A 23,022-nucleotide genomic window follows, 5' to 3' on the forward strand; every position below is an offset into this window, starting at 1 on the left:
CCATGCACTTCACCATCAACGGCCAGTCCCATGAGGTCGAGCCGGATATCCGCACGTCGCTGCTCGATCTCTTGCGCGAACATGTCGGGCGGACCGGCAGCAAGAAGGGTTGCGACCATGGCCAGTGCGGCGCCTGCACGATCCTGGTCAACGGCCGTCGGGTCAATTCCTGTCTCACGCTGGCGGTGATGCATCAGGATGATGACATTACGACGATCGAAGGCCTGGGCACGCCGGATAATCTCAGCACGATGCAGGCTGCCTTCGTCAAACATGACGGATATCAGTGCGGCTATTGCACGCCGGGGCAGATCTGCTCGGCAATGGGCATGCTCGACGAGGTCAAGAAAGGCTGGGGCAGCCATGTCAGCGCCGATCTGACCAACCCCGACCTGACCGACGAAGAAATCTCCGAGCGGATGAGCGGCAACATCTGCCGCTGCTCGGCCTATCCCAACATTGTCGACGCCATTCGTGAAGTCGCGGGAGCAGACGCATGAAGACCTTCGTCTATGCCAAAGCCGACAGCCCCGAAGCGGCCGTCGACGCCGTAGCGGCGGGCACCAAGTTCATCGCCGGCGGCACCAATCTGCTCGATCTGATGAAGCTGCAGATCGAAACACCCGACAAGCTCGTCGATATCTCGCGCCTCGATCTCGCCCAGATCGAAGAACGCGAGGATGGCGGACTTACGATCGGCGCGCTCGTCCCCAATAGCGATCTCGCTGCCGATCCCCGCGTGGTCGAACACTATGCCGTGCTCAGCCGCGCGCTTCTCGCCGGCGCCTCCGGCCAGCTGCGCAACAAGGCCTCGACCGGCGGCAATTTGCTCCAGCGAACCCGCTGCTATTATTTCTACGACACCGCCATGCCGTGCAACAAGCGCGAGCCCGGCACCGGCTGTTCGGCGATCGGCGGCTTTAACCGCATTCTCGCCGTGCTCGGTACCAGCGAACATTGCATCGCCACACACCCCAGCGACATGGCCGTCGCGATGCGCGCGCTCGATGCGACGATCGTGACGCTGAAGGCCGACGGCGACCGCCGCCGCATCTCGATCCACGATTTCTACCGCCTGCCCGGCGACACGCCGCACATCGAGACCGTGCTCGAACCCGGCGAACTGATCACGCATGTCGAACTCCCTGCACCGCCCAAGGGCAACCAGATCTACCGCAAGGTTCGCGACCGCGCGTCTTATGCCTTTGCGCTCGTCTCGGTCGCCGGCGTGGTCTCGCTCGAGGACGGCAAGATCGCCAGCGCGTCGCTCGCCTTTGGCGGCTTGGGTCACATGCCGTGGCGCGACTCCGCCGTGGAAGCTGCGTTGATCGGCCAGGCCCCATCGGACGCCGTATTCGACGCCGCCGCCACCGCCTTGCTCGCCAATGCGCAAGGCTATGGCAGCAACGACTTCAAGATCCCCCTCGCCCGCCGCGTGCTGATCGCCTGCCTGCGCGACCTGACCGGCGCGCGCGCATGACGCCGCACCGCCGCCCTGCTTGTTCTCCCGCGAACGCGGGAGCCCAGGAGTCGCAAGAGCTGTCCTTCCTAACCCTGGCCCCCCGCGTTCGCGGGAGAACAGCAAGGTTCGCTGAAAGAACTCACCCATGAGCACCACCACCAGCCTCAAGATGAGCAAGCCGGTGCCCACCAGCCTGCTCGATAGCGGCGCGCAAGGGATTATCGGCCAGGCGCTCCCCCGCACCGAAGGCCCGCTGAAAGTGTCCGGCACCGCCACTTACGCCGCCGAATATGACATCGACAATATCTGCTACGGCGTGCTCGTCGGCAGCGATTTCGGTCGCGGCAAGATCACCAAGGTCGATGCCGACAGCGTGCGAGACATTCCCGGCCTCATCGACGTGGTTACCGATTTCAAGGCTTTCGCCCGTAACCCGCAGCAGGGCGGCGAGACCAAGGCGCCCACCCAAGGCGTCGAGGACGTGCACTATTTCGGCGAAATCATCGCCATCGTGCTCGGCCAGACGCTGGAAGCGGCGCGCGACGCCGCCACAAGGCTGGTGGTCGAACATGATCCGATCGAGGGCCGGTTCGATTTTGAAACGCTCAAGCACCAGAAGGAGACTCCGCCGCCAAGCGAGACCAAGCCACATTTCAGCCAGGGCGACGTCAAGCAGGCCATGGCCGAGGCCGAGGTGTTCGTCGACGAAACCTGGATCACGCCGAGCCAGAACAGCGCAGCAATGGAACTCCACGCCAGCATCGCGCGGTGGAACGAGGATGGTTCGCTCGATGTCTGGGGATCGTACCAGATGCCCTCCTCGGACAAGCAGCAGCTTGCCCAGGCGCTGGGGGTCAGCCCGTCCAAGGTGCGTATCGTCTCGCGTTACGTCGGCGGCGGCTTCGGCTCGAAGCTCGGCATTGCGCCGGAGGCAATCGCCGCCGCGATCGCCGCGCGCCAGCTCAAGCGCCCGGTGAAATGCATGATGGAACGCCATCAGGTGTTCGATGCGACGGTACGCCGCACCAATACCGAACAGCGTATCCGTCTAGGCGCGACGAAGGACGGTAAGCTCACCGCGATCGGCCATGATTCGGTGATGAGCCAGCTGCCCGACGAGAGCTTTTTCGAACCGGTCGGCGTCTCGACGCATTTCCTCTACGCGGCGGAAAATCGGCAGATCAACCACGATGTCGTGCGCATGGATCAATTGCTCGCCGGCTCGATGCGCGCGCCGGGCGAAGCGGTCGGCATGCTCAGCCTCGAAGGCGCGATGGACGAGTTGGCCGAAAAGCTCGGTATCGATCCGATCGAATTGCGCCGTATCAACGAACCTGAGATGGATCCGGAGCAGGACGTGCCTTTCTCCACCCGCCAGCTGATCCGCTGCCTCGATGAAGGTGCGGCCAAGTTCGGCTGGGACAGGCGCGCCGCGCCCGGCGCGACGCGGGATGGCGAATGGTTGGTGGGCATCGGCGTCGCTGCCGCTGCCCGCAGCAACACACTGCAAAAATCCGCCGCGCGCGTCTCGATCGATGCCACGGGCAAGGCCATGGTCGAAACCGACATGACCGATATCGGCACCGGCACCTACACGATCCTGGGGCAGATCGCGGGCGAACTGCTCGGGCTGCCGCTCGACCAGGTCGAGGTGAAACTTGGTGACACCAATTCCCCGCCGGGCGCCGGCTCGGGTGGGTCCTGGGGCGCCGGGTCCAGCGGCTCGTCCGTCTATCTCGCCTGCGAAAACCTGCGCGAGCAGATCGCCAAGCAGATGAACGTCGATCCCCAGTCCATGACGCTCAAGGACGGCTTCGTCACTGCCGACAATCGCCGCGTGCCGCTCGCCGATCTGGTCGGCGATGGCATCAGCGCCGAGGGCGAGATTGCACCCGGCTCGCAGGAAACGGCCACCCGCCAGGCGAGCTTCGGCGCGCATTTCGCCGAAGTCGGCGTCAACGCCACCACCGGCGAAGTCCGCGTCCGCCGCATGCTCGGCGTGTTTTCCGCCGGCCGCATCCTCAACGCCAAGACGGCGCGGTCGCAATTTTTGGGCGGCATGACCTTCGGCATCGGCACCGCGCTGACCGAGGAACTAGTGCACGATCCGCGCAACGGAAAATTGGTCAATCACGATCTGGCCGAATATCACGTGCCGGTGAATGCCGATGTGCCGCAACTCGACGTGATCATGCTCGACGAACGCGACGTCCACGCCAATCCCTTGCACGCCAAGGGCCTGGGCGAGCTCGGCATCTGCGGCGCCGGTGCCGCTATCGCCAATGCGGTGTACAATGCCTGCGGGGTGCGGGTGCGTAGCTATCCGCTGACGCTCGACAAGATTTTGGCGGGCCTGCCGGCGATGTAGACGACCTTTTTTAAGCGCTTCCCCGGCGAAGGCCGGGGCCCAGTCGGGAAACAGTAGTTATCGTGCGCTGCGCCAAGTAACATCTGCCATCACGACTGGCCCCGGCCTCCGCCGGGGAAGCGCTCCCATAAAGCGCGCGTGCGCAACCGTTCGGGGGACCTCAAATGGCCGATTACAAAATGGACGCCGATCACCCCGGCACGGCAATGGCGCGCGGCGTGCAGGGCGTGCTCGGCAAAGGGCTAGACCGCATCGAAGGCGCGCTCAAAGTCACCGGCACCGCGACTTACGGCTACGAACACCAGGTCGATAACGTCGCCTACGGCTTCCTCATCACCGCCCCCGTCGCCAAGGGCAAGGTCACCGGCTTCGACACCGACGCCGCCCGCGCGCTGCCCGGCGTGCTCGACATCATCGTCGACGATCCCCGCATCCCCCGCCAGGCCGCCGCCTTCGGCCCGGCACACGCCGGCAACGACGAAATCGATCATTACGACCAGGTCGTCGGCGCCGCGATCGCCGAAACCTTCGAAGCCGCCCGCGCCGCCGCCAAGGCCGTCATCGTCCATGTCGAACCCGAACAGGGCAAGTTTGACACGATGGCGAACGTCGCCGACGCCAGCGGCCCGCCCGCAGATTCTCGCCTGCAGGATGTCGCGAAAGGCGATATCGACGCGGCCATGGCCGAGGCCGCGGCGACGATCGACCAGGTCTATACCACCCCCAACCACGTCCACGCCGCGATGGAACCCCACGCGTCCGTCGCATCATGGCAAGATGGCAAGCTAACCCTCTGGTCCAGCCTGCAAATTCTGAAGAGTGCGCGTCATACGCTGGCCAAATCTCTGATGGTCGATATGGGCGAGGTTCGTGTACTTTCACCCTATGTCGGCGGCGGTTTCGGCGGCAAGATGCTCGGCCCCGACGCGGTGATGGCAGCGATCGCCGCGCAGAAACTCGGCCGCCCGGTCAAGATCGCGATGGCGCGCCAGCAACTGTTCCACAACGTCTATCGCCGCACCGATACGCATCAGCGCCTCCGCCTCGCCGCCGACGCGCAGGGCAAGCTGACCGCGATCGGCCACGACAGCATCGTCAGCCAGGGCCCGGACGGCGGCTTCATGGAGCCGGTCGCGCTCGGCACGATCTCGCTCTACGACGCCCCCGTCCGCAAGATCAGCCACAAGGTCGTCACGCTCGATATGGTCATGGCCGGCGCGGTCCGCGCGCCGGGCGAAGCGGTCGGCATGCTCGCGCTGGAAACCGCGATCGACGAACTGGCCGAGAAATGCGGCCGCGATCCGATCGACTTCCGCAAGCTGAACGAGCCCCATGTCGATCCGATGACCGGCGCGCCCTTCTCGACCCGCGCGTTGGTCGAGTGCCTCGATTGGGGCGCCGACCAGTTTGGCTGGGCCCGCCGGTGCCCGACGCCAGGGCAAACGCGCGACGACGAATGGCTGATCGGCATGGGCGTCGCCGCCGCCGTGCGCATCAACCTGATGATGGATTCGGAAGCCCGCGTGACGCTGTCCCCTGACGGCCGAGCGCGTGTGGAAACCGACATGACCGATATCGGCACCGGCAGCTACACCATCCTCGCGCAGATTGCCGGCGAAGCGCTTGGTCTGCCGCTGCACTGCATCGACGTGGTGCTGGGCGACACCGATCTGCCCCCCGCCGCCGGCTCGGGCGGCTCGTTCGGCGCGGCCAGCGCGGGTTCGTCGGTGGCGCTCGCCTGCGAAGATATCGTCGCCACGCTGGCCGAGCGCATGCAGACCAAACCCGAAGACATGACGCTCAAGGATGGCCACGCCATCGCCGGCAATCGCCGCGTCCCGCTCGATCAGTTGGTCGGCGACGCGCCGCTTATCGGCAACGGCAAGATCAGCCAGGGCAGCAACGCGAAGACCTACGGCCAGGCCGCGCACGGCGCGCAATTCGCCGAGGTCGCCGTCAACGCGATCACCGGCGAAGTGCGCATGCGCCGCATGCTCGGCGTGTTCGAAGCGGGCCGCATCCTCAACGCCAAGACCGCGCGCAGCCAAGCGATCGGCGGGATGATCTGGGGCATCGGCTATGCGCTGATGGAGGATGCCGTGCTCGATCAGCGCACCGGCCAGTTCGTCAATCACGACCTCGCCGAATATCACGTCCCTGCCCATGCCGACGTGCCGCATCTCGACGTGCATTTCATCGAAAAGGTGGACGAACACGCCAACCCAATCGGTGTGAAAGGGCTGGGCGAGCTCTCGATCTCCGGCGCCGGCGCGGCGGTGACCAACGCGATCTACAATGCCTGCGGGGTGCGCGTGCGCGACTTCCCCTTGACGCTCGACAAGATTTTGGCGGGCTTGCCGCCGATGTAACTTAAAGCCCTCTCCCGCTCTTCGTGGGAGAGGATTGGGTGAGGGTCTTCTTCTGCTTCTTCCCGATCCTATGTCACAGCAAAAGAAGACCCTCACCGCTGCGACTAGGCCCGACTAAAGAAGGCGGACCAAGTCTCGCCCCTCTCCCGCAAGCGGGAGAGGGAAACACATCGCAATACGAGTATACCATGGCCGATAACGACACCGTCCTCGCCGCCGCCCAGCAATGGAAAGACGCACCCTTGGCCATCGCCACCGTGATCAGCACCTGGGGCTCCGCGCCGCGCCCGCGCGGCAGCCATATGCTGGTCCATGCCGACGGTCGCTTCGAAGGCTCGGTCTCGGGCGGCTGCGTCGAAAGTGACATCCTCGCCACCGCTGCCGAGGTGATCGCCGGCGCGCCGTTCGTCGTCAAGAAGTACGGCGTGGCCGATGCCGCCGCGTGGGAAGTCGGCCTGCCCTGCGGCGGCGAGATCGCCGTGATGGTCCAACCCGTCTCGGCCGAAGGCTTCGACCCGGAACTGTTCGATCGCATCGCCGAGGCGCGCGATGCGGGCCAGGCACTGACCGTCACCACCGATCTCGATACCGGCGCGAGTTCGCTGCGCGAGCCCGAGGGCACCGCCTTCATCAACCGCTATGATCCGCCCCGCCGCCTGCTGATCATCGGTGCCGTACAGATCGCGCAGGCGCTCGCCGGTCTCGCGCGCGAGCTCGGCATCGCTACCGTGGTGATCGATCCCCGCGCCCGCTTCCTGACCGAGGAGCGCTTCCCCGGCGTCACGCTCGACGATCGCTGGCCCGACGAGGCGGTCGCCGCCTATGCCCCCGGCCCCTCCACCGCCGTGGTCACGCTCAGCCACGACACCAAGATCGACGATCCCGCGTTGATCGCCGCGCTCGCCACCAACGCCGCCTATGTCGGTGCGCTCGGTTCGCGTCGCAGCCACGCGGCGCGGCGCGAGCGATTGGCGGCTGAGGGCATCAGCGAAGCGAATTTGGTCCGCATCGATGCCCCCGTCGGGCTCGATATCGGCGCGATCGGCCCAGCGGAAATCGCACTGTCGATCGCCGCGGCGATGGTCGGTGCGTTCAACGTACGCGAGGCGCGCAAGGCCACATGATCGCGGCCGAACGGACCGTTCTGATCCTGCTCGCCGCCGGCCGCTCGCAACGCTTCGGCGACGCGGACAAATTGACACAGGATTGGCTCGGTCAGCCACTCGCCTTCCACATCGTCACAGCGTTGGAAAGCGTGCCGTTCCTTGATCGCATCGCGGTCGAAAGCGGCACCAACCTCGATTTCGCCACGCGAGGCTACCGCGTGATCCATAACGACCAGCCCGAGATCGGCATGTCGAGCTCGATCAAACTCGGCGTCGCCTGCGCCCGCGACCAAGGCGCCGACGCCGTGATGATCGCGCTCGCTGACATGCCGCGCGTCACCGCCGCGCATGTCCTGCGACTGTTGGATGCCGCGAACGGCACCGACGCGGTCTTGGCATCGAGTGACGGCGTAAAGCCCCGCCCACCCGCCGTGTTCGGCGCAGACCGCTTCGACACGTTGCTGGCGTTGGCAGGCAACGAAGGCGCCCGCGCGTTGATCGCCGGCGGCAAACACGTCATCGCACCGGCGGAGGAGCTGCTCGATATCGACCGGCCCGAGGATCTCGCACGGCTAAGGGCATCCAGCCCCGCACAAGCCTAACCGTCACCCCTGCGCAGGCAGGGGCCTATCGCTCTTTCCACGAGCGGTAAGCGTGCCGGAGACAGCGATAGGCCCCTGCCTACGCGGGGGTGACGACTGTAACGATGAATACCAGGGCCTACTCGTGCCTAAGCGCATCGATCGGGTTAAGCCCCGCCGCCCGCCGCGCCGGGAAATAACCGAACACAACCCCGATTACTGCGGAAATGCCGAACGCGATCAGATTGATCTGCGGCACGAACAGGAAATCCACCTTCATCAGCGGCGCCAGCGACAGCACCGCGATCTGCGCCAGCACCAGCCCGATCAACCCGCCGAGCATCGACAGCGCCACCGCTTCGACCAGGAATTGCAGCAACACCTCGCTCGCCACCGCGCCGATCGCCAGGCGGATACCGATCTCGCGCGTCCGCTCGGTTACCGACACCAGCATGATGTTCATGATCCCGATGCCGCCGACGATCAGGCTGATTGCAGCCACGGCAGTGACGATGCTGGTCAGCAGCGTGGTCGTCCCGGTCAGCGTATCGGAGATTTGCTTGGTATCGAAGATGTTGAAATCATTCTCTTTCGTGCCGGTGATGTTGCGGCGTTCGCGCAGCAGGTCTTCGATCGACGATTGCACCACGGCGGTCGAATAGGCCTGATCGACGCCGACCAGCATCAGGCGGATGTCGCGGCTGCCGGTGAAGCGGCGTTGCACCGCCTTGATCGGCATGATCACGACATCGTCCTGGTCGCCGCCAAAGCCGGCCTGGCCGCGCGTCGACAGCGTGCCGATCACGTCGCACGAAATCGCCCCGATGCGCATGCGCTTGCCCACCGCCGCCCCACCGCGAAAGACGTTTTGCAGCACGGTATTGCCGATGATGCACACCGATTTGCCGGCCTGTTCCTCGGCCGGCAGGAACGAACGTCCCTCGGTCAACGGCCAGGGCTGGACCTGGAAATAGGCCGAGGTCGTGCCATTGATCGTCGTCGACCAATTGGCGCCGTCATAGATTGCCGTGGCGGTGGACTGGGCCTGCGGCGCGACCGCGGAGACGCCGGCGATCTGCCGACTAATTGCGACCACATCGTCGGGTTCGAAATCGGGCGGCTTCGGCCCGCCGCCGCCACGGCCGAAGCCCTGCCCCGGGCGCACTTGAAGGATGTTGGTGCCGAGCGCGGAAATCGATTTCTGCACCGCCGCGGTGGTCGCCTGGCCGAGCGTGACCATCGTCACGACCGCAGCGACGCCGATGATGATGCCGAGCGCGGTGAGGATCGAGCGGAGTTTGTGCCGCATGATCGATCGGATCGCGAGCAGGAAGGTGGTGCCAAGCATTATTCTTCTCCCCCTCCCGCCTGCGGGAGGGGGCCGGGGGGTGAGCTCCCGGCATCAACAGGCGGACGGTTGGTGGAAAGCGCGAGCCCACCCCCGGCCCCTCCCGCAAGCGGGAGGGGGGAAAGAAGAGTTATCACAACGCCACCTCTTGCCCCTGCACGTGCTGCGCCTCGATCCGCTCGACCAGCCCGTCCTTGAAATGCACCACGGTGCGCGCGAACGCGGCCATGTCCGGCTCGTGCGTCACCATCAGCACGGTGATGCCATTGTCGCGGTTGAGGCTGGTCAGCAATTGCATGATCTCGACCGAGCGTTCCGAATCCAGGTTGCCGGTCGGCTCGTCCGCCAGCAACACCGCCGGCGAGGTCACGATCGCCCGCGCGATCGCCACGCGCTGCTGTTGCCCGCCGGACAGTTCGGCCGGCGTATGGTCCCACCAATCGGCCAGGCCAACCTTGTCGAGCGCGGCCATTGCCGCGGCTTGCCGCGCCTTCTTGGCGTCGCCGCGATAGAGCAACGGCAGCTCGACATTCTCCAGCGCGGTGGTGCGCGCGAGCAGGTTGAAACCCTGGAACACAAAGCCGAGATATTTGCGCCTGAGCAACGCGCGCTGATCGCGGTCGAGCGTCTCGACATGGTGGCCGCGAAACTCGAACGTGCCGCCGGTTGGCACATCGAGGCAGCCGAGGATGTTCATCGTCGTCGACTTGCCCGAGCCGCTGGCTCCCATCACGGCGACGAAATCGCCCGCCTGAATGTCGAGATCGACGCCCTTCAGCGCCTGGAACGCAGTGCCGCCCTCGCCGTAAGTCTTGGTCACGCCGCGCAGGCGGATCAGTGGCTCGGCGTTACTGGCCACCGGGAGCGCCACCCGCACCGGCGCGCGCCGATCGGCGGCTGCCGCCGGCGCTCGCGCTATCGCCGCTGGCCAACTGGCCGGTGATTACGTCCATCCCGGGGGTCAGGCCGCCGCCGGTCACTTCGGTCATCGTGCCATTGGTTTCGCCGGTGGTGATCTCGATCGCCTTGGGCGTGCCATCGGCATTTTTGACATAGACGGTCTGCCGCCCGCCGCGGGCAACACTGGTGGCGCGCGCCGCCGTCCCGCTGCGGCGCGGTCGCGGCGGGGCAAGTGCGCTGGTGATGCCGCCGCCGCCACTGGCGGTGCTCGCCTTGGGGTCGGCCGGCGTGAAGCGCAGCGCCGCATTCGGCACGAGCAGCACGTTATTCTTCTCGGTCGTCACGATATCGGCGGTGGCGGTCATGCCGGGGCGCAATTGCTGGTCGCCATTGGCCACGCTCAAAGTTGCGGCATAGGACACGACCTGCCCGGTGGTCGTGGTGGTCGTGGTCGTCGTGCTTTCCGCGCTGAGATTCGACCCGAGATCGACGCGGGTGATCTTGGCCGGGAAGGTCTTGCCGGGGAAGGCATCGACGGTGAAGCTGGCGCTCTGCCCCTGCTTGACCGATCCGACATCGGCTTCGTCGATCGCCACTTCCAGCTTCATCGCCGACAAATCCTCGGCAATCACGAACAGCGTCGGCGTGCTGAACGAAGCGGCGACGGTCTGGCCCGGCTCGATCTGCCGCGCCAGCACCACGCCATTGACCGGCGAGCGGATCACCGTGCGCACCAATTGCGTCTCGTTCGACGACAAGGTCGCCTGCGCCGCCTGCACATTGGCCTGTGCCGCGCGCAGATTGGCGACGCCGCGGGCCTGCTCGGCGACCGCCGTGTCCAATTCGGTCTTGGCCGGCACGCGTCCGCCGGAGAGCCGGCTGACTTCGCGATAGCGCGCCAAGGTCGCATTGGCCTGCGCCAGCGTGGCCCGCGCCTGCGCCACCGCGGCCTGGTTTGCCGCCAGCGCCGCCTTGCTCTGGTTGACCGTATCCTGGAAACGCGACGGATCGACCAAGGCCAGCGGCTGGCCCGCGGTCACCCGATCGTTGACGTCGACTACCACCTTGGTGATCAACCCGGACAGTTCCGATCCGACTTCGACCTGGTTGGTCGGCGCCAGCTTGCCGGTGGCGGAGACGCTGACCTTGAAGGAGCCGCGCTCGACCTTGTCGGTGGCATATTGCACCGTATCCGAACCGCCGAACCAGCTTTTCGCCACGAGAAGCAACAGCACCACGCCGATCGCGACCAGCACCCATTTGAGATAGCGCCGCCGCACCGGCACCGGCTTGGCGCCGAGAAACTCATCGAGATTGGTATCGGCCATCTTATCGTCCTTGCGGCGCTTGCGGTGCGCCGGCCGCGGCATCCCAGCCGCCGCCCAACGCAAGATAAAGCTGGATCAACGCCGTCGCCTGATCGGCCTGCGCCTGGGCGAGCCCGTTGCCGGCCGAGAGCAAGCTGGTCTCCGCAGTGTTGAGCGTGGTGAAATCGGTCAGCCCGGCGCGGTACGAGCTGCGCGACAGGATCGCCGAGTTGTTGGCGGCGTCCAGCGCGACGGCGAATTCGCGTGCGCGGCGCTGCGCCGCATCCAGCGCGACGATGGCATTCTCGACATCTTCGAGCCCGGTCAGCACCGTACCCTTATATGCCGCGAACGCGGCATCCGCCGCTGCTTCGTTCGAGCGGACCTGCGCGCGCAAGCGCCCGCCGTTGAAGATCGCCTGCGTCACCCCGGCGAACAATTGCCCGGCAATCTGTTCCAACAACCCGCCGACGGCAGTGGCATTGGTGCTGAGCGAACCGCTGATCGACAGCGCCGGATACAAGGCCGCCTTGGCCACCCCGATCTGCGCCGTCGCCGCAGCAAGCGTGCGTTCCGCCGAGCGCACGTCGGGGCGATTGCGCAGCGTATCGGCGGGAATGCCCACCGCGACGCTGGCCGGCCCCCTGGGGATCGGCTTCACCGCCGCGAGCTCGGCCTTCAGCGCGCCCGGCGCCTGGCCGGTCAGCACACCGATGCGCGACACGGCGGCATTGTAATTCTGCTCGATCGTCGGGATCGTCGCCGCGGTCTGCGCGCGCTGGCTGCGCGCCTGTTCGCTGTCGATCGACGAGACCAAGCCAGCCTGCACGCGGAAGCCGGCGATCTCCAGATTGTCGTCCTGGATCGACAGCGAGCCGCGGGCATTGGCAAGCTGCTGCTGGTACAGCCGTGCGAGCACATAATTGCGCGCCGCCTCGGACTGGGCGGACAGTTGCACCGTCGCCAAATCATAGCCGGAAGCGGCATATTGCGCGCGCGTCGCCTCCACCGTGCGGCGCACTTCGCCAAACAAGCCGACCTGATAGGAAACGTCGCCGCCGAGCGAGAAACTGTTGCTCCCGCTCTGCGACACAATGGTCGTCGTACCATCGGCCAGCGTCACCCTCGTGCCCCCGACGACATTCTGCGAGCGCGTATAGCCCGCCGATCCGGACACCGTCGGCAGCAGATCGGCGCGCGACTGGACCAGGCTCTCGCGGGCCTGACGCAACCGCGCCACGGCCTGGGCGATATCAAGATTGCCCGCGCGTGCACGCTCGACGATGCTGGCCAGCAACGGATCGTCGAAGCTCGTCCACCATGCGCTCAGATCGGTCGGCGCGGTGGCGCTCACCGGCACGGAATAGCCCTCCGGCACGCCGAGCGCGGACGCAGATGCCGGGCGATAATCCGGCCCGACACTGCACGCCGCGACCGGCAGGGACACGCTGAGCGCGAGAAGCAGACGGGACCGTATCATGAGGAACAGATGGCTTGGGGCATGGGCGACGTCCAACGGTTTATTGTCGCAATCTGTCGCATGTGTTGCCGCCATATTTCGCGCGGTCCTCCCCAGCCCCGGGAGCAGTGGTTACTCCATCTCCAGGATCACCGCGTCGACCGCCAAGCTATCCCCCGGCGCGGCGTTGACGGTCTTTACCGTGCCCGCTTTCTCGGCGCGCAGGATATTCTCCATCTTCATCGCCTCGACCACAGCGAGCGGCTGCCCCGCCTCGACCGTGTCGCCTTCGCCGACATCCAGCCGCATCAGCAATCCCGGCATCGGGCAGAGCAGGAATTTCGACAGATCGGGCGGAATCTTGGTGATCATATGCTGCGCGAACGGCGCGATATGCGCCGGCAGCACGCGCGCCGCGTGGCTCGCCCCCCGTGTGGTCAGCGTGAACCCGCCGCGCGTCTTGGCGATGCGCACGGTCAGGTCCTCATCGCCCAGCTCGGCCAGCACCGTGCGGTCGCCCGGCGTATATTCCAGCGCGATATCGAGATCCTCGCCATCGACGATGATGCCGTCGGTGGCAATCGATACTTCGTGCGACAGATCGCCGATCGTCACCGACCATTCCGATGGCGGGCGCAAGCGCTTGCCGAGTTGCCCGTCGATGCGCCGCGCGCGATCCGCTTCCGCGGTCGCGGCGAAGGCAGCGATTGCGGCCAGGCTGCGCACCACCGTCGCGGTCGCCGGGGCGCCGTGAAACCCCTCGGGATATTCCTCGGCGATGAAGCCGGTGGTGATCGCGCCCGAGCGGAAGCGCGGATGCTGCATCAGCGCGGAGAGGAAGTCGATATTGTTGCCCGGCCCATCGATCTCGAACTGGTCGAGCGCGGCGATCTGCAGGTCGATCGCCTCGTCACGGGTCGGCGCCCAGGTGATCAGCTTGGCGATCATCGGGTCATAGAACATGCTGACCTCGCCGCCCTCGCGCACGCCGTCATCGACGCGGATGTACCCTTCTCCCCCGCCCGCTTGCGGGAGGGGGCTGGGGGGTGGGCTCGCGTTCTCGCCAAGCGCAGCGTTCGAGGGGAGCGCGAGCCCACCCCCGGCCCCTCCCGCGCGCGGGAGGGGGGAAGAATAAGGCGTCTCCACACTCTCCGGCGGAGCATAGCGCACCAGCCGCCCGATGCTCGGCAGGAAGCCGCGATACGGATCCTCGGCATAGACGCGGTTCTCGATCGCCCAGCCGGTCAGCGTCACATCGTCCTGCGTGAAGCCCAAGGGCTCCCCCGCCGCCACGCGGATCATCAGTTCGACCAGATCGAGCCCGGTCACCGCCTCGGTCACCGGATGCTCGACCTGCAGCCGCGTGTTCATCTCAAGAAAGTAGAAACCCTCGCCCGTCGTATCCGCCCCCGACACGATCAGCTCGACCGTGCCCGCCGAAAAATACCCCACCGCCCGCGCCAGCGCGACCGCCTGCTCGCCCATGGCTTTACGCATCTTGGGGGTCACAAACGGCGACGGCGCTTCTTCGACGACCTTCTGGTGGCGCCGCTGGATCGAGCATTCGCGCTCGCCGAGATAGACGACGTTACCGTGCTGATCGCCCATCACCTGGATTTCGATATGGCGTGGGCTTTCGATAAACTTCTCGATGAACACGCGGTCGTCGCCGAACGACGCCAGCCCCTCGCGCTTGGTCGCCTCGAAGCCCTCGCGCACGTCCTGCTCGCTATAGGCTAGCCGCATGCCCTTGCCGCCGCCGCCGGCCGAGGCCTTCATCATCACCGGGTAACCGATGCTGGAGGCGATCTCGACCGCGTGATCCGTGCTGTCGATCTCGCCGAGGAACCCGGGGACGACATTGACGCCTGCCGCCTTGGCGAGCTTCTTGGATTCGATCTTATCACCCATCGCCGCAATGGCCTTGGGCGGCGGCCCGACAAAGGCGATACCGGCCTCGGCGCAGGCCCGCGCGAAACTCTCACGCTCGGAGAGGAAGCCGTAGCCGGGATGGATGCAATCGGCCCCCGTCTCCTTGGCCGCGAGCAGGATCAGATCGGCGAGCAGGTAGCTCTCGCCCGCCGGGGGGGGCCCGAGCCGCACGCTCTCGTCCGCCATCAGCACATGCGGGCTGCGCGCGTCGGCATCCGAATAGACCGCGACCGTCGCGATCCCCATCTTCTTGGCGGTGCGCATCACACGGCAGGCGATTTCGCCGCGATTGGCGACCAGGATCTTTTTGAACATCGCTCGTCCCAATTCTTTTATCACCCCGGACTTGTTCCGGGGTCCACTCCTCCATCCGCCATGCCGTGCCTGGTGGCACGGTGGACCCCGGAACAAGTCCGGGGTGACGGTGGCTAGCTAGGCCACACCAGCGCTTTCAATTGCGCCGTGCGCTCGCGCGTCAACCGCGTCTTGCACGTCGCCATCGCCATGCCCTGCGCCGAGCCGCCGGCGAACTCGCCGCCCGCCATCACGCACTGCGTATCGCGAAACTTGAGCCACGCGCGCTGGCTCGCCAGCAGCGCGGCGGCATAGCCGAACCCGCCGCCGCGCGACCTATCCTGCGCATCGCGGCCCTTCATATAGGCATATGTGCGCTTCCACTGCGCGGTCATCGCGGCATCGGCCTGCCCATAGCTTGCGCTGGACGTGCGGTTCATCGCGGCCTGCGTTTGTACGGGCGCCGCGGCGATCATCAAGGCGATCAGCAGCATCTCGAAACCTTCCCTGAATTAACCTCAAGTCCGTCATCCTGAACTCGTTTCAGGATCCAGGCGCGGTCAGCCGATCTAATGACGGTGTCAGTGAGATGGGTGACCGCGCCTGGATGCTGAAACAAGTTCAGCATGACGGGCAGCTTTTGCGCATCGGCTCTTCGCCGGTCATCGCACGCAGTCCGAGCTTGGCCAGCAGCGCCGCATCCTGATCGTCGCCGGCATTGCCCGTCGTCAGCAATTTGTCGCCGGTGAAGATCGAGTTCGCCCCGGCCATGAAGCACAAGGCCTGCGTCGCCTCGGACATGCTCTCACGCCCGGCCGACAGTCGCACCATCGACAGCGGCATGGTGATCCGCGCCACCGCCACCGTGCGCACGAACTCGATATCGTCGATCTTGGCGAGCGGCGTATCGGCCAGCATATTGCCCAGCACGGTGCCCTTCACCGGCACCAGCGCATTGACCGGCACGCTCTCGGGATGCCGCGGCAACGTCGCCAGCGCATGCACGAAACCGACGCGGTCGCTACGCGTCTCGCCCATCCCGACGATCCCGCCGCAACACACGTTGATCCCCGCCTCGCGCACATTCTCCAGCGTGTCGAGCCGGTCCTGGAAGCTGCGCGTGGTGATCACCTCGGCATATTTCTCCGGCGCGGTATCGATATTGTGGTTGTAGTAATCGAGCCCCGCCTCGGCCAATTGCTGCGCCTGGTGCGGCTCGAGCATGCCGAGCGTCATGCAGGTCTCCAGCCCCATTTGCCGCACGCCGCGCACCATCTCGATGATCGCGGGCATGTCGCGATCCTTGGGATTGCGCCACGCCGCCCCCATGCAGAAACGTTGCGATCCGGCATCCTTGGCCTGCGCCGCCGATTGCAGCACGGCGCGCACGTCCATCAGCTTGGTCGCCTTAAGCTCGGTATCGGCGCTGACCGACTGGTTGCAATAACCGCAATCCTCCGGGCACCCACCGGTCTTGATCGACAGGAGCGTGCACAATTGCACCTCGCTCGCGGCATGATGCGCGCGGTGCACGGTCTGCGCCTGAAACATCAGCTCGTCGAACGGGAGATCGAACAGCGCGGCGATTTCGGCGCGCGTCCAGTCGTTCCGAGACCCCCCTCCCGCTTGCGAGTTCGGGGGCGACAGCGCCCCGCGCTGTCGAGGATGTGCCGGGGGCACATCCGACCCCGAACTGGGTTGGGGGAAGGCATGTGCGGAAGCAGCCCCCCCCATGGATAGGCCCTCCCCTAGCCCCTCCCGCAAGCGGGAGGGGGACATCGTCATCACATCACTCATCACACAACCTCTTCGACCGGCGGCATATTATGCCCCAGCAATGTCAAAACTTCGCCCGCCGCGTCGACCAGATTGGTCCCCGGCCCGAAAATCCCCTGCACGCCGGCATCGCGCAGGAACTGATAGTCCTGCGCCGGGATCACCCCGCCGGCAATCACCTTGATGTCGCTGCGTCCCGCATCGCGCAAATGCCCGATTAGCTCCGGGATCAGCGTCTTGTGCCCGGCGGCCAGCGACGACGCGCCGACCACATCGACATCCTTTTCGATGGCCAGCGCGGCGGCCTCGGCCGGCGTCTGGAACAACGGCCCCGGCACCACCTCGAAGCCCAGATCGCCAAAGGCCGAGCTCACCAGATTGGCGCCGCGGTCATGCCCGTCCTGCCCCATCTTGGCGACGAACAGCCGGGGTTTGCGCCCCTTGTGTTGCCCGATCGATTCAACGCCCTGCTTCAGCCCCAGCCACGTCGCGTCGAATTCGTGCGCCCCGCCATAGATGCCCGAGACCGGCGTCGGGTTGGTGCCGTAGCGCCCGAACACATCCTCCATCGCCGAGGAAATCTCGCCGAGCGTGGCGCGCTGCCGCGCGCATTCGACCGCCAGGGCGAGCACGTTTTCCGTCCCCCGCGCGCCTTCGCGCAGCGCATCGAGCGCCGCAACGCACTTGGCCTCGTCGCGCCCGGCCTTGGAGCGTTTGATCCGGGCGATCTGCGATTCCCGTACTGCGACGTTATCTACGTCGAGAATGTCGATCGCATCCTGCTCGGCCAGCTTGTACTTGTTGACCCCGACAATGACCTGCTCGCCTTTGTCGACGCGCGCCGCCTGCCCCGCCGCGGCTTCCTCGATCATCGCCTTGGGCCAGCCATGCGCCACCGCCTTGGCCATGCCGCCGTCCGCCTCGACGCGCTCGATAATCTCCCATGCCTTTTCGACGAGCTGGTCCGTCAAGCTCTCGACGTAATAAGAACCGCCCAGCGGGTCGACGACCTTGGTCATCCCCGTCTCTTCCTGCAGCACGATCTGCGTGTTGCGGGCGATGCGCGCGGAAAAGTCGGTCGGCAGCGCGATCGCTTCGTCCAGCGCGTTGGTGTGCAGCGATTGCGTCCCGCCCAGCATTGCTGCCATCGCCTCGATCGTCGTGCGGATCACATTGTTGTACGGATCCTGCTCGGTCAGCGACACGCCCGACGTCTGACAATGCGTGCGCAACATCTTGCTGCGCTCGTCCTTGGCGCCGAGATCGGTCATCACCCGGTGCCACAATTTGCGCGCCGCGCGCAGCTTGGCCACTTCCATGAAGAAGTTCATGCCGATCGCGAAGAAGAACGACAGCCGCCCGGCAAACGCATCGAGATCGAGCCCGCTCGCCATCGCCGCCTTGGCATATTCGCGCCCGTCGGCGATCGTGAACGCCAGCTCCTGCAGCTGCGTCGCGCCCGCTTCCTGCATGTGATAGCCGGAGATCGAGATCGAGTTGAACTTCGGCATGTGCGCCGAGGTGTAGCCGATAATGTCCGAGATGATCCGCATCGAGGGCTCGGGCGGGTAGATATACGTGTTGCGGACCATGAACTCCTTGAGGATGTCGTTCTGGATCGTCCCGTCGAGCAGATGCTGCGGCACGCCCTGCTCCTCCCCCGCGACGATGAAGAAGGCGAGGATCGGGATCACCGCGCCGTTCATCGTCATGCTCACCGACATCTTGTCGAGCGGGATGCCGTCGAACAGGATCTTCATGTCGTCGATCGTATCGATCGCCACGCCGGCCTTGCCGACGTCGCCGGTCACGCGCGGATGGTCCGAGTCATAGCCACGATGCGTCGCGAGATCGAACGCGACCGACAGCCCCTTCTGCCCCGCGGCGAGATTGCGCCGGTAGAAAGCGTTCGACGCCTCGGCAGTAGAGAATCCCGCATATTGGCGGATCGTCCACGGCCGCCCGGCATACATGCTCGCCCGCACGCCGCGCGTAAACGGCGCGAACCCGGGCAGGCCGGGATCGATATCGGCGACGTCCTCGGCGGTATAGAGCGGCTTGACGTCGATCCCCTCCGGCGTCGGCCAGGTAAGATCGCGCCCCTTCACTTCCTTGGCGGCGGCGGCCTGCCATTGCTCGAGCGTTGGCTTATCAGTCATTAAACCAGCCCAAACCCGTCACCCCAGCGAAAGCTGGGGTCTCATGCGACTCCCGTCCCACGCCATTCGCTTGAGATCCCAGCTTCCGCTGGGATGACGTGTGTTGGCAGTCGGAAGCCATCACGCGCCCTTGAACGCCGGCTTGCGCTTCTGCAAAAACGCCATCCCGCCTTCCATCGAATCCGCCGAGCCGCGCGCCGCGCGCTGGTTCTCCGCCTCGCGCAGCATCGCGGTCGGATAGTCCGCCTCCAGGGCATGGGCGAGCCCGCGCTTCATCAGCCCCAAGGCAACGGTCGGCCCCGCCGCCAGCCGCTCGGCCAGTGCGAACGCCGCGGCATCCAGCGTCTCGTCCGCTACCACCTGGTGGATCATTCCCCAGTCGAGCGCCTTGGCCGCCGGCACTTTCTCGCCCAACATCATCATCTCGGTTGCCCGCGCGCGCCCGATCAGGCGCGGCAGCATCCAGCTCGCCCCGCCATCGGGCACCAGCCCGATATTGACGAACGCCTGAAGGAAATACGCCGTCTCGCTCGCCACGCAAAAATCCGCCGCCAACGCCAGCGAACAGCCGATCCCCGCCGCCGGCCCGCGCACCGCGCTGACCACCGGCACCGCCAGATCGGCAAATGCGACCATCGTCGCATTGTAATGCTTGGTCAGCGCTACGAAGGTCGAGTTGCCCGGATCATCCGAAGCAAGCGCCCCGCCCCCGACATCCGCGCCCGAACAAAAGGCCCTGCCCGCCCCCGTCACCAGCACCGCGCGCGCACCATCCAGCGTGCCGATCGCCTCGCGCAGTTCGTCGAACAGGTGCGGCGGCGCGGCATTCAGCCGCTCCGGCCGGTTGAGCGTCAACACCAGCACATCGCCGCGCCGCTCGTGCAGGATCATCTCATAGGCCATGCGCGTGATCCTTCTTCGGGGTTTCCATCAGCTCAACCAGCAGCCCGCCGAAATCCTTCGGGTGGACGAACACGATCGGCGTGCCGTGCGCGCCGATGCGCGGTTCGCCGAGCACCGTCGCGCCCTTGGCTTTCAGCTCGGCCACCGCGGCGTTGATCTCCGGCACTTCGAAACACACATGATGCTGTCCGCCGGCCGGGTTCTTGCGCAGGAACCCCGCGATCGGCGAGCTGTCGTCATACGGCTCGATCAGCTCGATCTGCGTGTTGGGCGCGTCGATGAAACACACTTTCACGCCCTGCGCCGGCAAATCGAACGGTTCGCCGATCGCCGTCGCGCCGAGCAACGTCCGATACGTCTCGATCGACGCCGCGATCGACGGCGTCGCCACGCCGACATGATTGAGCCGTCCAAGCATCATTTCGCCGCCGCCGGCGCCGGAAACACAGGCATTTGCCCCAGCACATAGCCGCACGCCTGCAGCACCTGCCGGATCGGCGCATCGCTCGGCGGCCCGTCGAACACCGCTTCGAAGCGGAAGTTGCGGGCGTTGGTCGTCTCAACCTTGACCTGCTTGGCCCTGGCCAATTGCAGCGTCAGTGAGGTTACCGCCGCATCGTTGCTGGTGAACGCGGCGAGCGCGCGGAACTGCCAGTCATACTCATTGGCGGCGCCGTTATCGAAGCGCAGCGCCACTGCCTTCGACGCAAAGCTGCCATCGTCGCCCGCCATTTGCAGCGGTTGCTTGGCGAAGAACTGGACCGACACCAACGCCTCGGTCGCGCGATCGCATTTTACGACCAGGCGCGACGATCCGTCGCGGGCGACCGTCGATGTGCTGGTGGACGCGACCCCGCCGGCATTGCCCGTCCGCACCACCCATGGCGCGGGCGTAGGCGTGACGGACGCAGCCGGGGTCGCGGTCTGGGCAATCATGAGAAGCAGCGCGCTCATCGTTCGATCCTTGGCACGTCGCGGCCACCTGCCATGACGGCGCCTTCGATCATACCCTCAAGCCGGCTGACCCGGTCGCGCAAGTCACCATGCGCCTCTGCTAATTTGGCGAAGCGCTCGCTTTGTGCGCGCGCAGTTTCCTTCAGCACGCGGACATCGTCCTGCATCAGCAGCACCGTGCGAAGCGCCTTGAGCGCATCTCCAATGCCACTCATGCGCGCGGCACTTCGTTAGCAAGCACCGCGTCGACCACCTTGTTGGCGCGTTCAATCGCGTCGATCGTCTCACGGATATCCGCCCGCATGCGCGGCACGGCGGCTTCGACCTCGCGTGCCAGAAATGCCAGCGCTTCCTGGTCGGCCAGCTCGCCCTCGACAATATATCGTGACGATGCCTCGCGCAGGACGTGGCCCACGGATTTACCACTATTGGCGGCAAAGGAATCCAGCGCTGTTTTTTGCTCGGGTGTGGTTAAGAAAGTGACGCGTTCGGTCTGCATCGGACGACTCCTTCACATCACCTTATAATACGTTGGCCGAGCGCCTGCAATGCGCGGGCGCCGGCGACAGACAGCCCTTACAGCGGAATATTGTCGTGCTTCTTCCACGGATTTTCCAGCGCCTTGCCGCGCAGCTTGCGCAGGCCCAGCGCGATGCGCCGGCGCGTCGAATGTGGTTGGATCACCTCGTCGATAAAGCCCTTGGCGGCGGCAACGAACGGATTGGCGAAGCGCGCTTCGTACACCGCAGTCTGCTCAGCGATTTCGGCCGGGGTGCGGCCGCGGAAGATGATCTCGACCGCGCCCTTGGCGCCCATCACCGCAATCTCCGCGGTCGGCCAAGCGTAATTGAGGTCGCCACGCAGATGCTTCGAGGCCATCACGTCATACGCGCCGCCATAGGCTTTTCGCGTGATCACGGTGATCTTGGGCACGGTCGCCTCGGCATAGGCGAACAGCAATTTCGCGCCATGCTTGATGATCCCGTTCAACTCTTGTGACGTCCCCGGCAGGAAGCCCGGCACATCGACGAACGTGACGATCGGAATATCGAAACAGTCGCAGAAGCGCACGAACCGCGCCGCCTTTTTCGAAGAATTGATATCCAAACACCCGGCCAGCACCATCGGCTGGTTGGCCACGAAGCCCACGGTGCGCCCCTCGATCCGCCCGAACCCAACGATGATATTGCCCGCGTGGGTTGGTTGGACTTCGAAGAAATCACCTTCGTCGACAACCTTACGTAGCAACTCGTGCATGTCGTAGGGCTGGTTGGCGCTGGCCGGGATGAGCGTGTCGAGACTGTCCTCGATGCGGTCCCATGGATCGGACGACGGCCGCTCGGGCGCTGCTTCGCGGTTGGAGGCGGGAAGGAAGTCCACGAAGTCGCGGGCCGCGAGCAGCGCCTCGATATCGTTCTCGAAGGCCACGTCAGCAACCCCCGACTTCGTGGTATGCGTCACTGCTCCACCCAGTTCCTCCTGCGTGACGATCTCGTTGGTAACGGTCTTCACTACATCTGGGCCGGTGACGAACATGTATGACGAATCCTTCACCATGAAGATGAAGTCCGTCATCGCGGGGGAATAGACTGCGCCGCCGGCGCAGGGCCCCATGATCAGGGAAATCTGCGGCACGACGCCGCTCGCCAGCACGTTGCGCTGGAACACTTCGGCATAGCCGCCAAGCGAGGCGACGCCCTCCTGGATGCGCGCGCCGCCGCTGTCGTTGAGCCCGATCACGGGCGCGCCGACCTTCAGCGCCATATCCATGATCTTGCAGATCTTCTGCGCGTGCCGCTCGCTAAGCGACCCGCCGAACACGGTGAAATCCTGGCTGAACACGAACACCAGACGGCCGTTGATCGTGCCCGATCCGGTGACCACGCCGTCGCCGGGGATGATCTGGTCCTGCATGCCGAAATCGATGCAATTATGCTCGACATACATGTCGAGTTCCTCGAACGAATGCTCGTCGAGCAGCACCTCGAGCCGCTCGCGCGCGGTCAGCTTGCCCTTGGCGTGCTGCGCGGCGATGCGCTTCTCCCCGCCGCCCAGCCGTGCCGCGTCGCGCTTGCGTTCGAGTTCGGCAATGGTCGAGGACATA

At 65.6% G+C, this 23,022-nt stretch carries 20 protein-coding genes; 6 read left to right on the forward strand and 14 right to left on the reverse strand.

Features of this window, described 5'->3' with window-relative positions:
• The first annotated feature begins 2 nt into the window (after positions 1 to 2).
• From U1739_RS08420 to U1739_RS08445, 6 genes are all read left to right on the forward strand, one after another.
• Entirely contained in the window at positions 3 to 500 is a 498-nt protein-coding gene (locus U1739_RS08420; RefSeq protein WP_332706428.1) for a 2Fe-2S iron-sulfur cluster-binding protein, read from the forward strand.
• A complete protein-coding gene (locus tag U1739_RS08425) occupies positions 497 to 1,480 on the forward strand; it encodes an FAD binding domain-containing protein (protein ID WP_332706431.1) in 984 nt (327 codons plus the stop codon). Before U1739_RS08420 ends, U1739_RS08425 begins: the two co-directional genes overlap by 4 nt.
• Before the next feature lie 127 nt (positions 1,481 to 1,607).
• A complete protein-coding gene (locus U1739_RS08430; RefSeq protein ID WP_332706435.1) occupies positions 1,608 to 3,830 on the forward strand; it encodes a xanthine dehydrogenase family protein molybdopterin-binding subunit in 2,223 nt (740 codons plus the stop codon).
• A 164-nt stretch (positions 3,831 to 3,994) separates the two neighbouring features.
• Positions 3,995 to 6,199: a xanthine dehydrogenase family protein molybdopterin-binding subunit gene (locus U1739_RS08435; RefSeq protein WP_332706439.1), complete on the forward strand. Its 2,205-nt coding sequence runs from the start codon at positions 3,995 to 3,997 to the stop codon at positions 6,197 to 6,199.
• Positions 6,200 to 6,387: 188 nt separating this feature from the next.
• Complete coding sequence (locus tag U1739_RS08440; protein ID WP_332706442.1) at positions 6,388 to 7,323, forward strand: XdhC family protein; 936 nt, start codon at positions 6,388 to 6,390, stop codon at positions 7,321 to 7,323.
• Complete coding sequence (locus U1739_RS08445) at positions 7,320 to 7,907, forward strand: nucleotidyltransferase family protein (protein WP_332706447.1); 588 nt, start codon at positions 7,320 to 7,322, stop codon at positions 7,905 to 7,907. The genes U1739_RS08440 and U1739_RS08445 overlap by 4 nt, the downstream gene beginning before the upstream one ends.
• Positions 7,908 to 8,025: 118 nt before the next feature.
• Here U1739_RS08445 and U1739_RS08450 read toward each other — a convergent pair whose 3' ends face one another.
• The 14 genes from U1739_RS08450 to U1739_RS08515 all read right to left on the reverse strand — a co-directional run bounded on the left by U1739_RS08450 (position 8,026) and on the right by U1739_RS08515 (position 23,021).
• Positions 8,026 to 9,234 (reverse strand): ABC transporter permease, encoded by a 1,209-nt coding sequence (locus tag U1739_RS08450; protein ID WP_332706450.1) that lies wholly within the window; start codon positions 9,232 to 9,234, stop codon positions 8,026 to 8,028.
• A gap of 133 nt (positions 9,235 to 9,367) precedes the next feature.
• Entirely contained in the window at positions 9,368 to 10,093 is a 726-nt protein-coding gene (locus U1739_RS08455; RefSeq protein WP_332706453.1) for an ABC transporter ATP-binding protein, read from the reverse strand.
• Positions 10,083 to 11,462, reverse strand: coding sequence for an efflux RND transporter periplasmic adaptor subunit (locus U1739_RS08460; protein ID WP_332706456.1), 1,380 nt, complete (start codon positions 11,460 to 11,462; stop codon positions 10,083 to 10,085). Before U1739_RS08460 ends, U1739_RS08455 begins: the two co-directional genes overlap by 11 nt.
• A 1-nt stretch (position 11,463) precedes the next feature.
• The gene (locus tag U1739_RS08465; RefSeq protein ID WP_443025517.1) at positions 11,464 to 12,921 is read right to left on the reverse strand and encodes an efflux transporter outer membrane subunit; all 1,458 of its coding nucleotides are present in this window, start codon (positions 12,919 to 12,921) and stop codon (positions 11,464 to 11,466) included.
• 111 nt (positions 12,922 to 13,032) lie between these two features.
• A complete protein-coding gene (locus U1739_RS08470) occupies positions 13,033 to 15,147 on the reverse strand; it encodes an ATP-binding protein (RefSeq protein WP_332706459.1) in 2,115 nt (704 codons plus the stop codon).
• 113 nt (positions 15,148 to 15,260) lie between these two features.
• Positions 15,261 to 15,620 (reverse strand): lysozyme inhibitor LprI family protein, encoded by a 360-nt coding sequence (locus tag U1739_RS08475; RefSeq protein WP_332706462.1) that lies wholly within the window; start codon positions 15,618 to 15,620, stop codon positions 15,261 to 15,263.
• A 127-nt stretch (positions 15,621 to 15,747) separates the two neighbouring features.
• On the reverse strand, positions 15,748 to 16,773 hold the full coding sequence (bioB, locus tag U1739_RS08480; RefSeq protein WP_332706614.1) for a biotin synthase BioB: 1,026 nt from the start codon (positions 16,771 to 16,773) through the stop codon (positions 15,748 to 15,750).
• A gap of 149 nt (positions 16,774 to 16,922) precedes the next feature.
• The gene (gene scpA / locus U1739_RS08485) at positions 16,923 to 19,061 is read right to left on the reverse strand and encodes a methylmalonyl-CoA mutase (protein ID WP_332706465.1); all 2,139 of its coding nucleotides are present in this window, start codon (positions 19,059 to 19,061) and stop codon (positions 16,923 to 16,925) included.
• Between the two features lie 120 nt (positions 19,062 to 19,181).
• On the reverse strand, positions 19,182 to 19,964 hold the full coding sequence (locus U1739_RS08490; protein ID WP_332706468.1) for an enoyl-CoA hydratase-related protein: 783 nt from the start codon (positions 19,962 to 19,964) through the stop codon (positions 19,182 to 19,184).
• A complete protein-coding gene (gene mce / locus U1739_RS08495) occupies positions 19,954 to 20,385 on the reverse strand; it encodes a methylmalonyl-CoA epimerase (protein WP_332706471.1) in 432 nt (143 codons plus the stop codon). The genes U1739_RS08490 and mce overlap by 11 nt, the downstream gene beginning before the upstream one ends.
• Positions 20,382 to 20,918 carry a hypothetical protein gene (locus U1739_RS08500; RefSeq protein WP_332706474.1) on the reverse strand — a complete coding sequence of 179 codons (537 nt, stop codon included), beginning with the start codon at positions 20,916 to 20,918 and terminating at the stop codon, positions 20,382 to 20,384. Before U1739_RS08500 ends, mce begins: the two co-directional genes overlap by 4 nt.
• Positions 20,915 to 21,133, reverse strand: coding sequence for a hypothetical protein (locus U1739_RS08505; protein WP_332706477.1), 219 nt, complete (start codon positions 21,131 to 21,133; stop codon positions 20,915 to 20,917). Before U1739_RS08505 ends, U1739_RS08500 begins: the two co-directional genes overlap by 4 nt.
• Positions 21,130 to 21,417 (reverse strand): hypothetical protein, encoded by a 288-nt coding sequence (locus tag U1739_RS08510; RefSeq protein WP_332706480.1) that lies wholly within the window; start codon positions 21,415 to 21,417, stop codon positions 21,130 to 21,132. The genes U1739_RS08505 and U1739_RS08510 overlap by 4 nt, the downstream gene beginning before the upstream one ends.
• Positions 21,418 to 21,494: 77 nt before the next feature.
• Positions 21,495 to 23,021, reverse strand: coding sequence for an acyl-CoA carboxylase subunit beta (locus U1739_RS08515; RefSeq protein ID WP_332706483.1), 1,527 nt, complete (start codon positions 23,019 to 23,021; stop codon positions 21,495 to 21,497).
• Between the last annotated feature and the right edge of the window lies 1 nt (position 23,022).

The sequence above is a fragment of the Parasphingomonas puruogangriensis genome (genome assembly GCF_036663635.1).
Lineage (GTDB): Bacteria > Pseudomonadota > Alphaproteobacteria > Sphingomonadales > Sphingomonadaceae > Sphingomonas.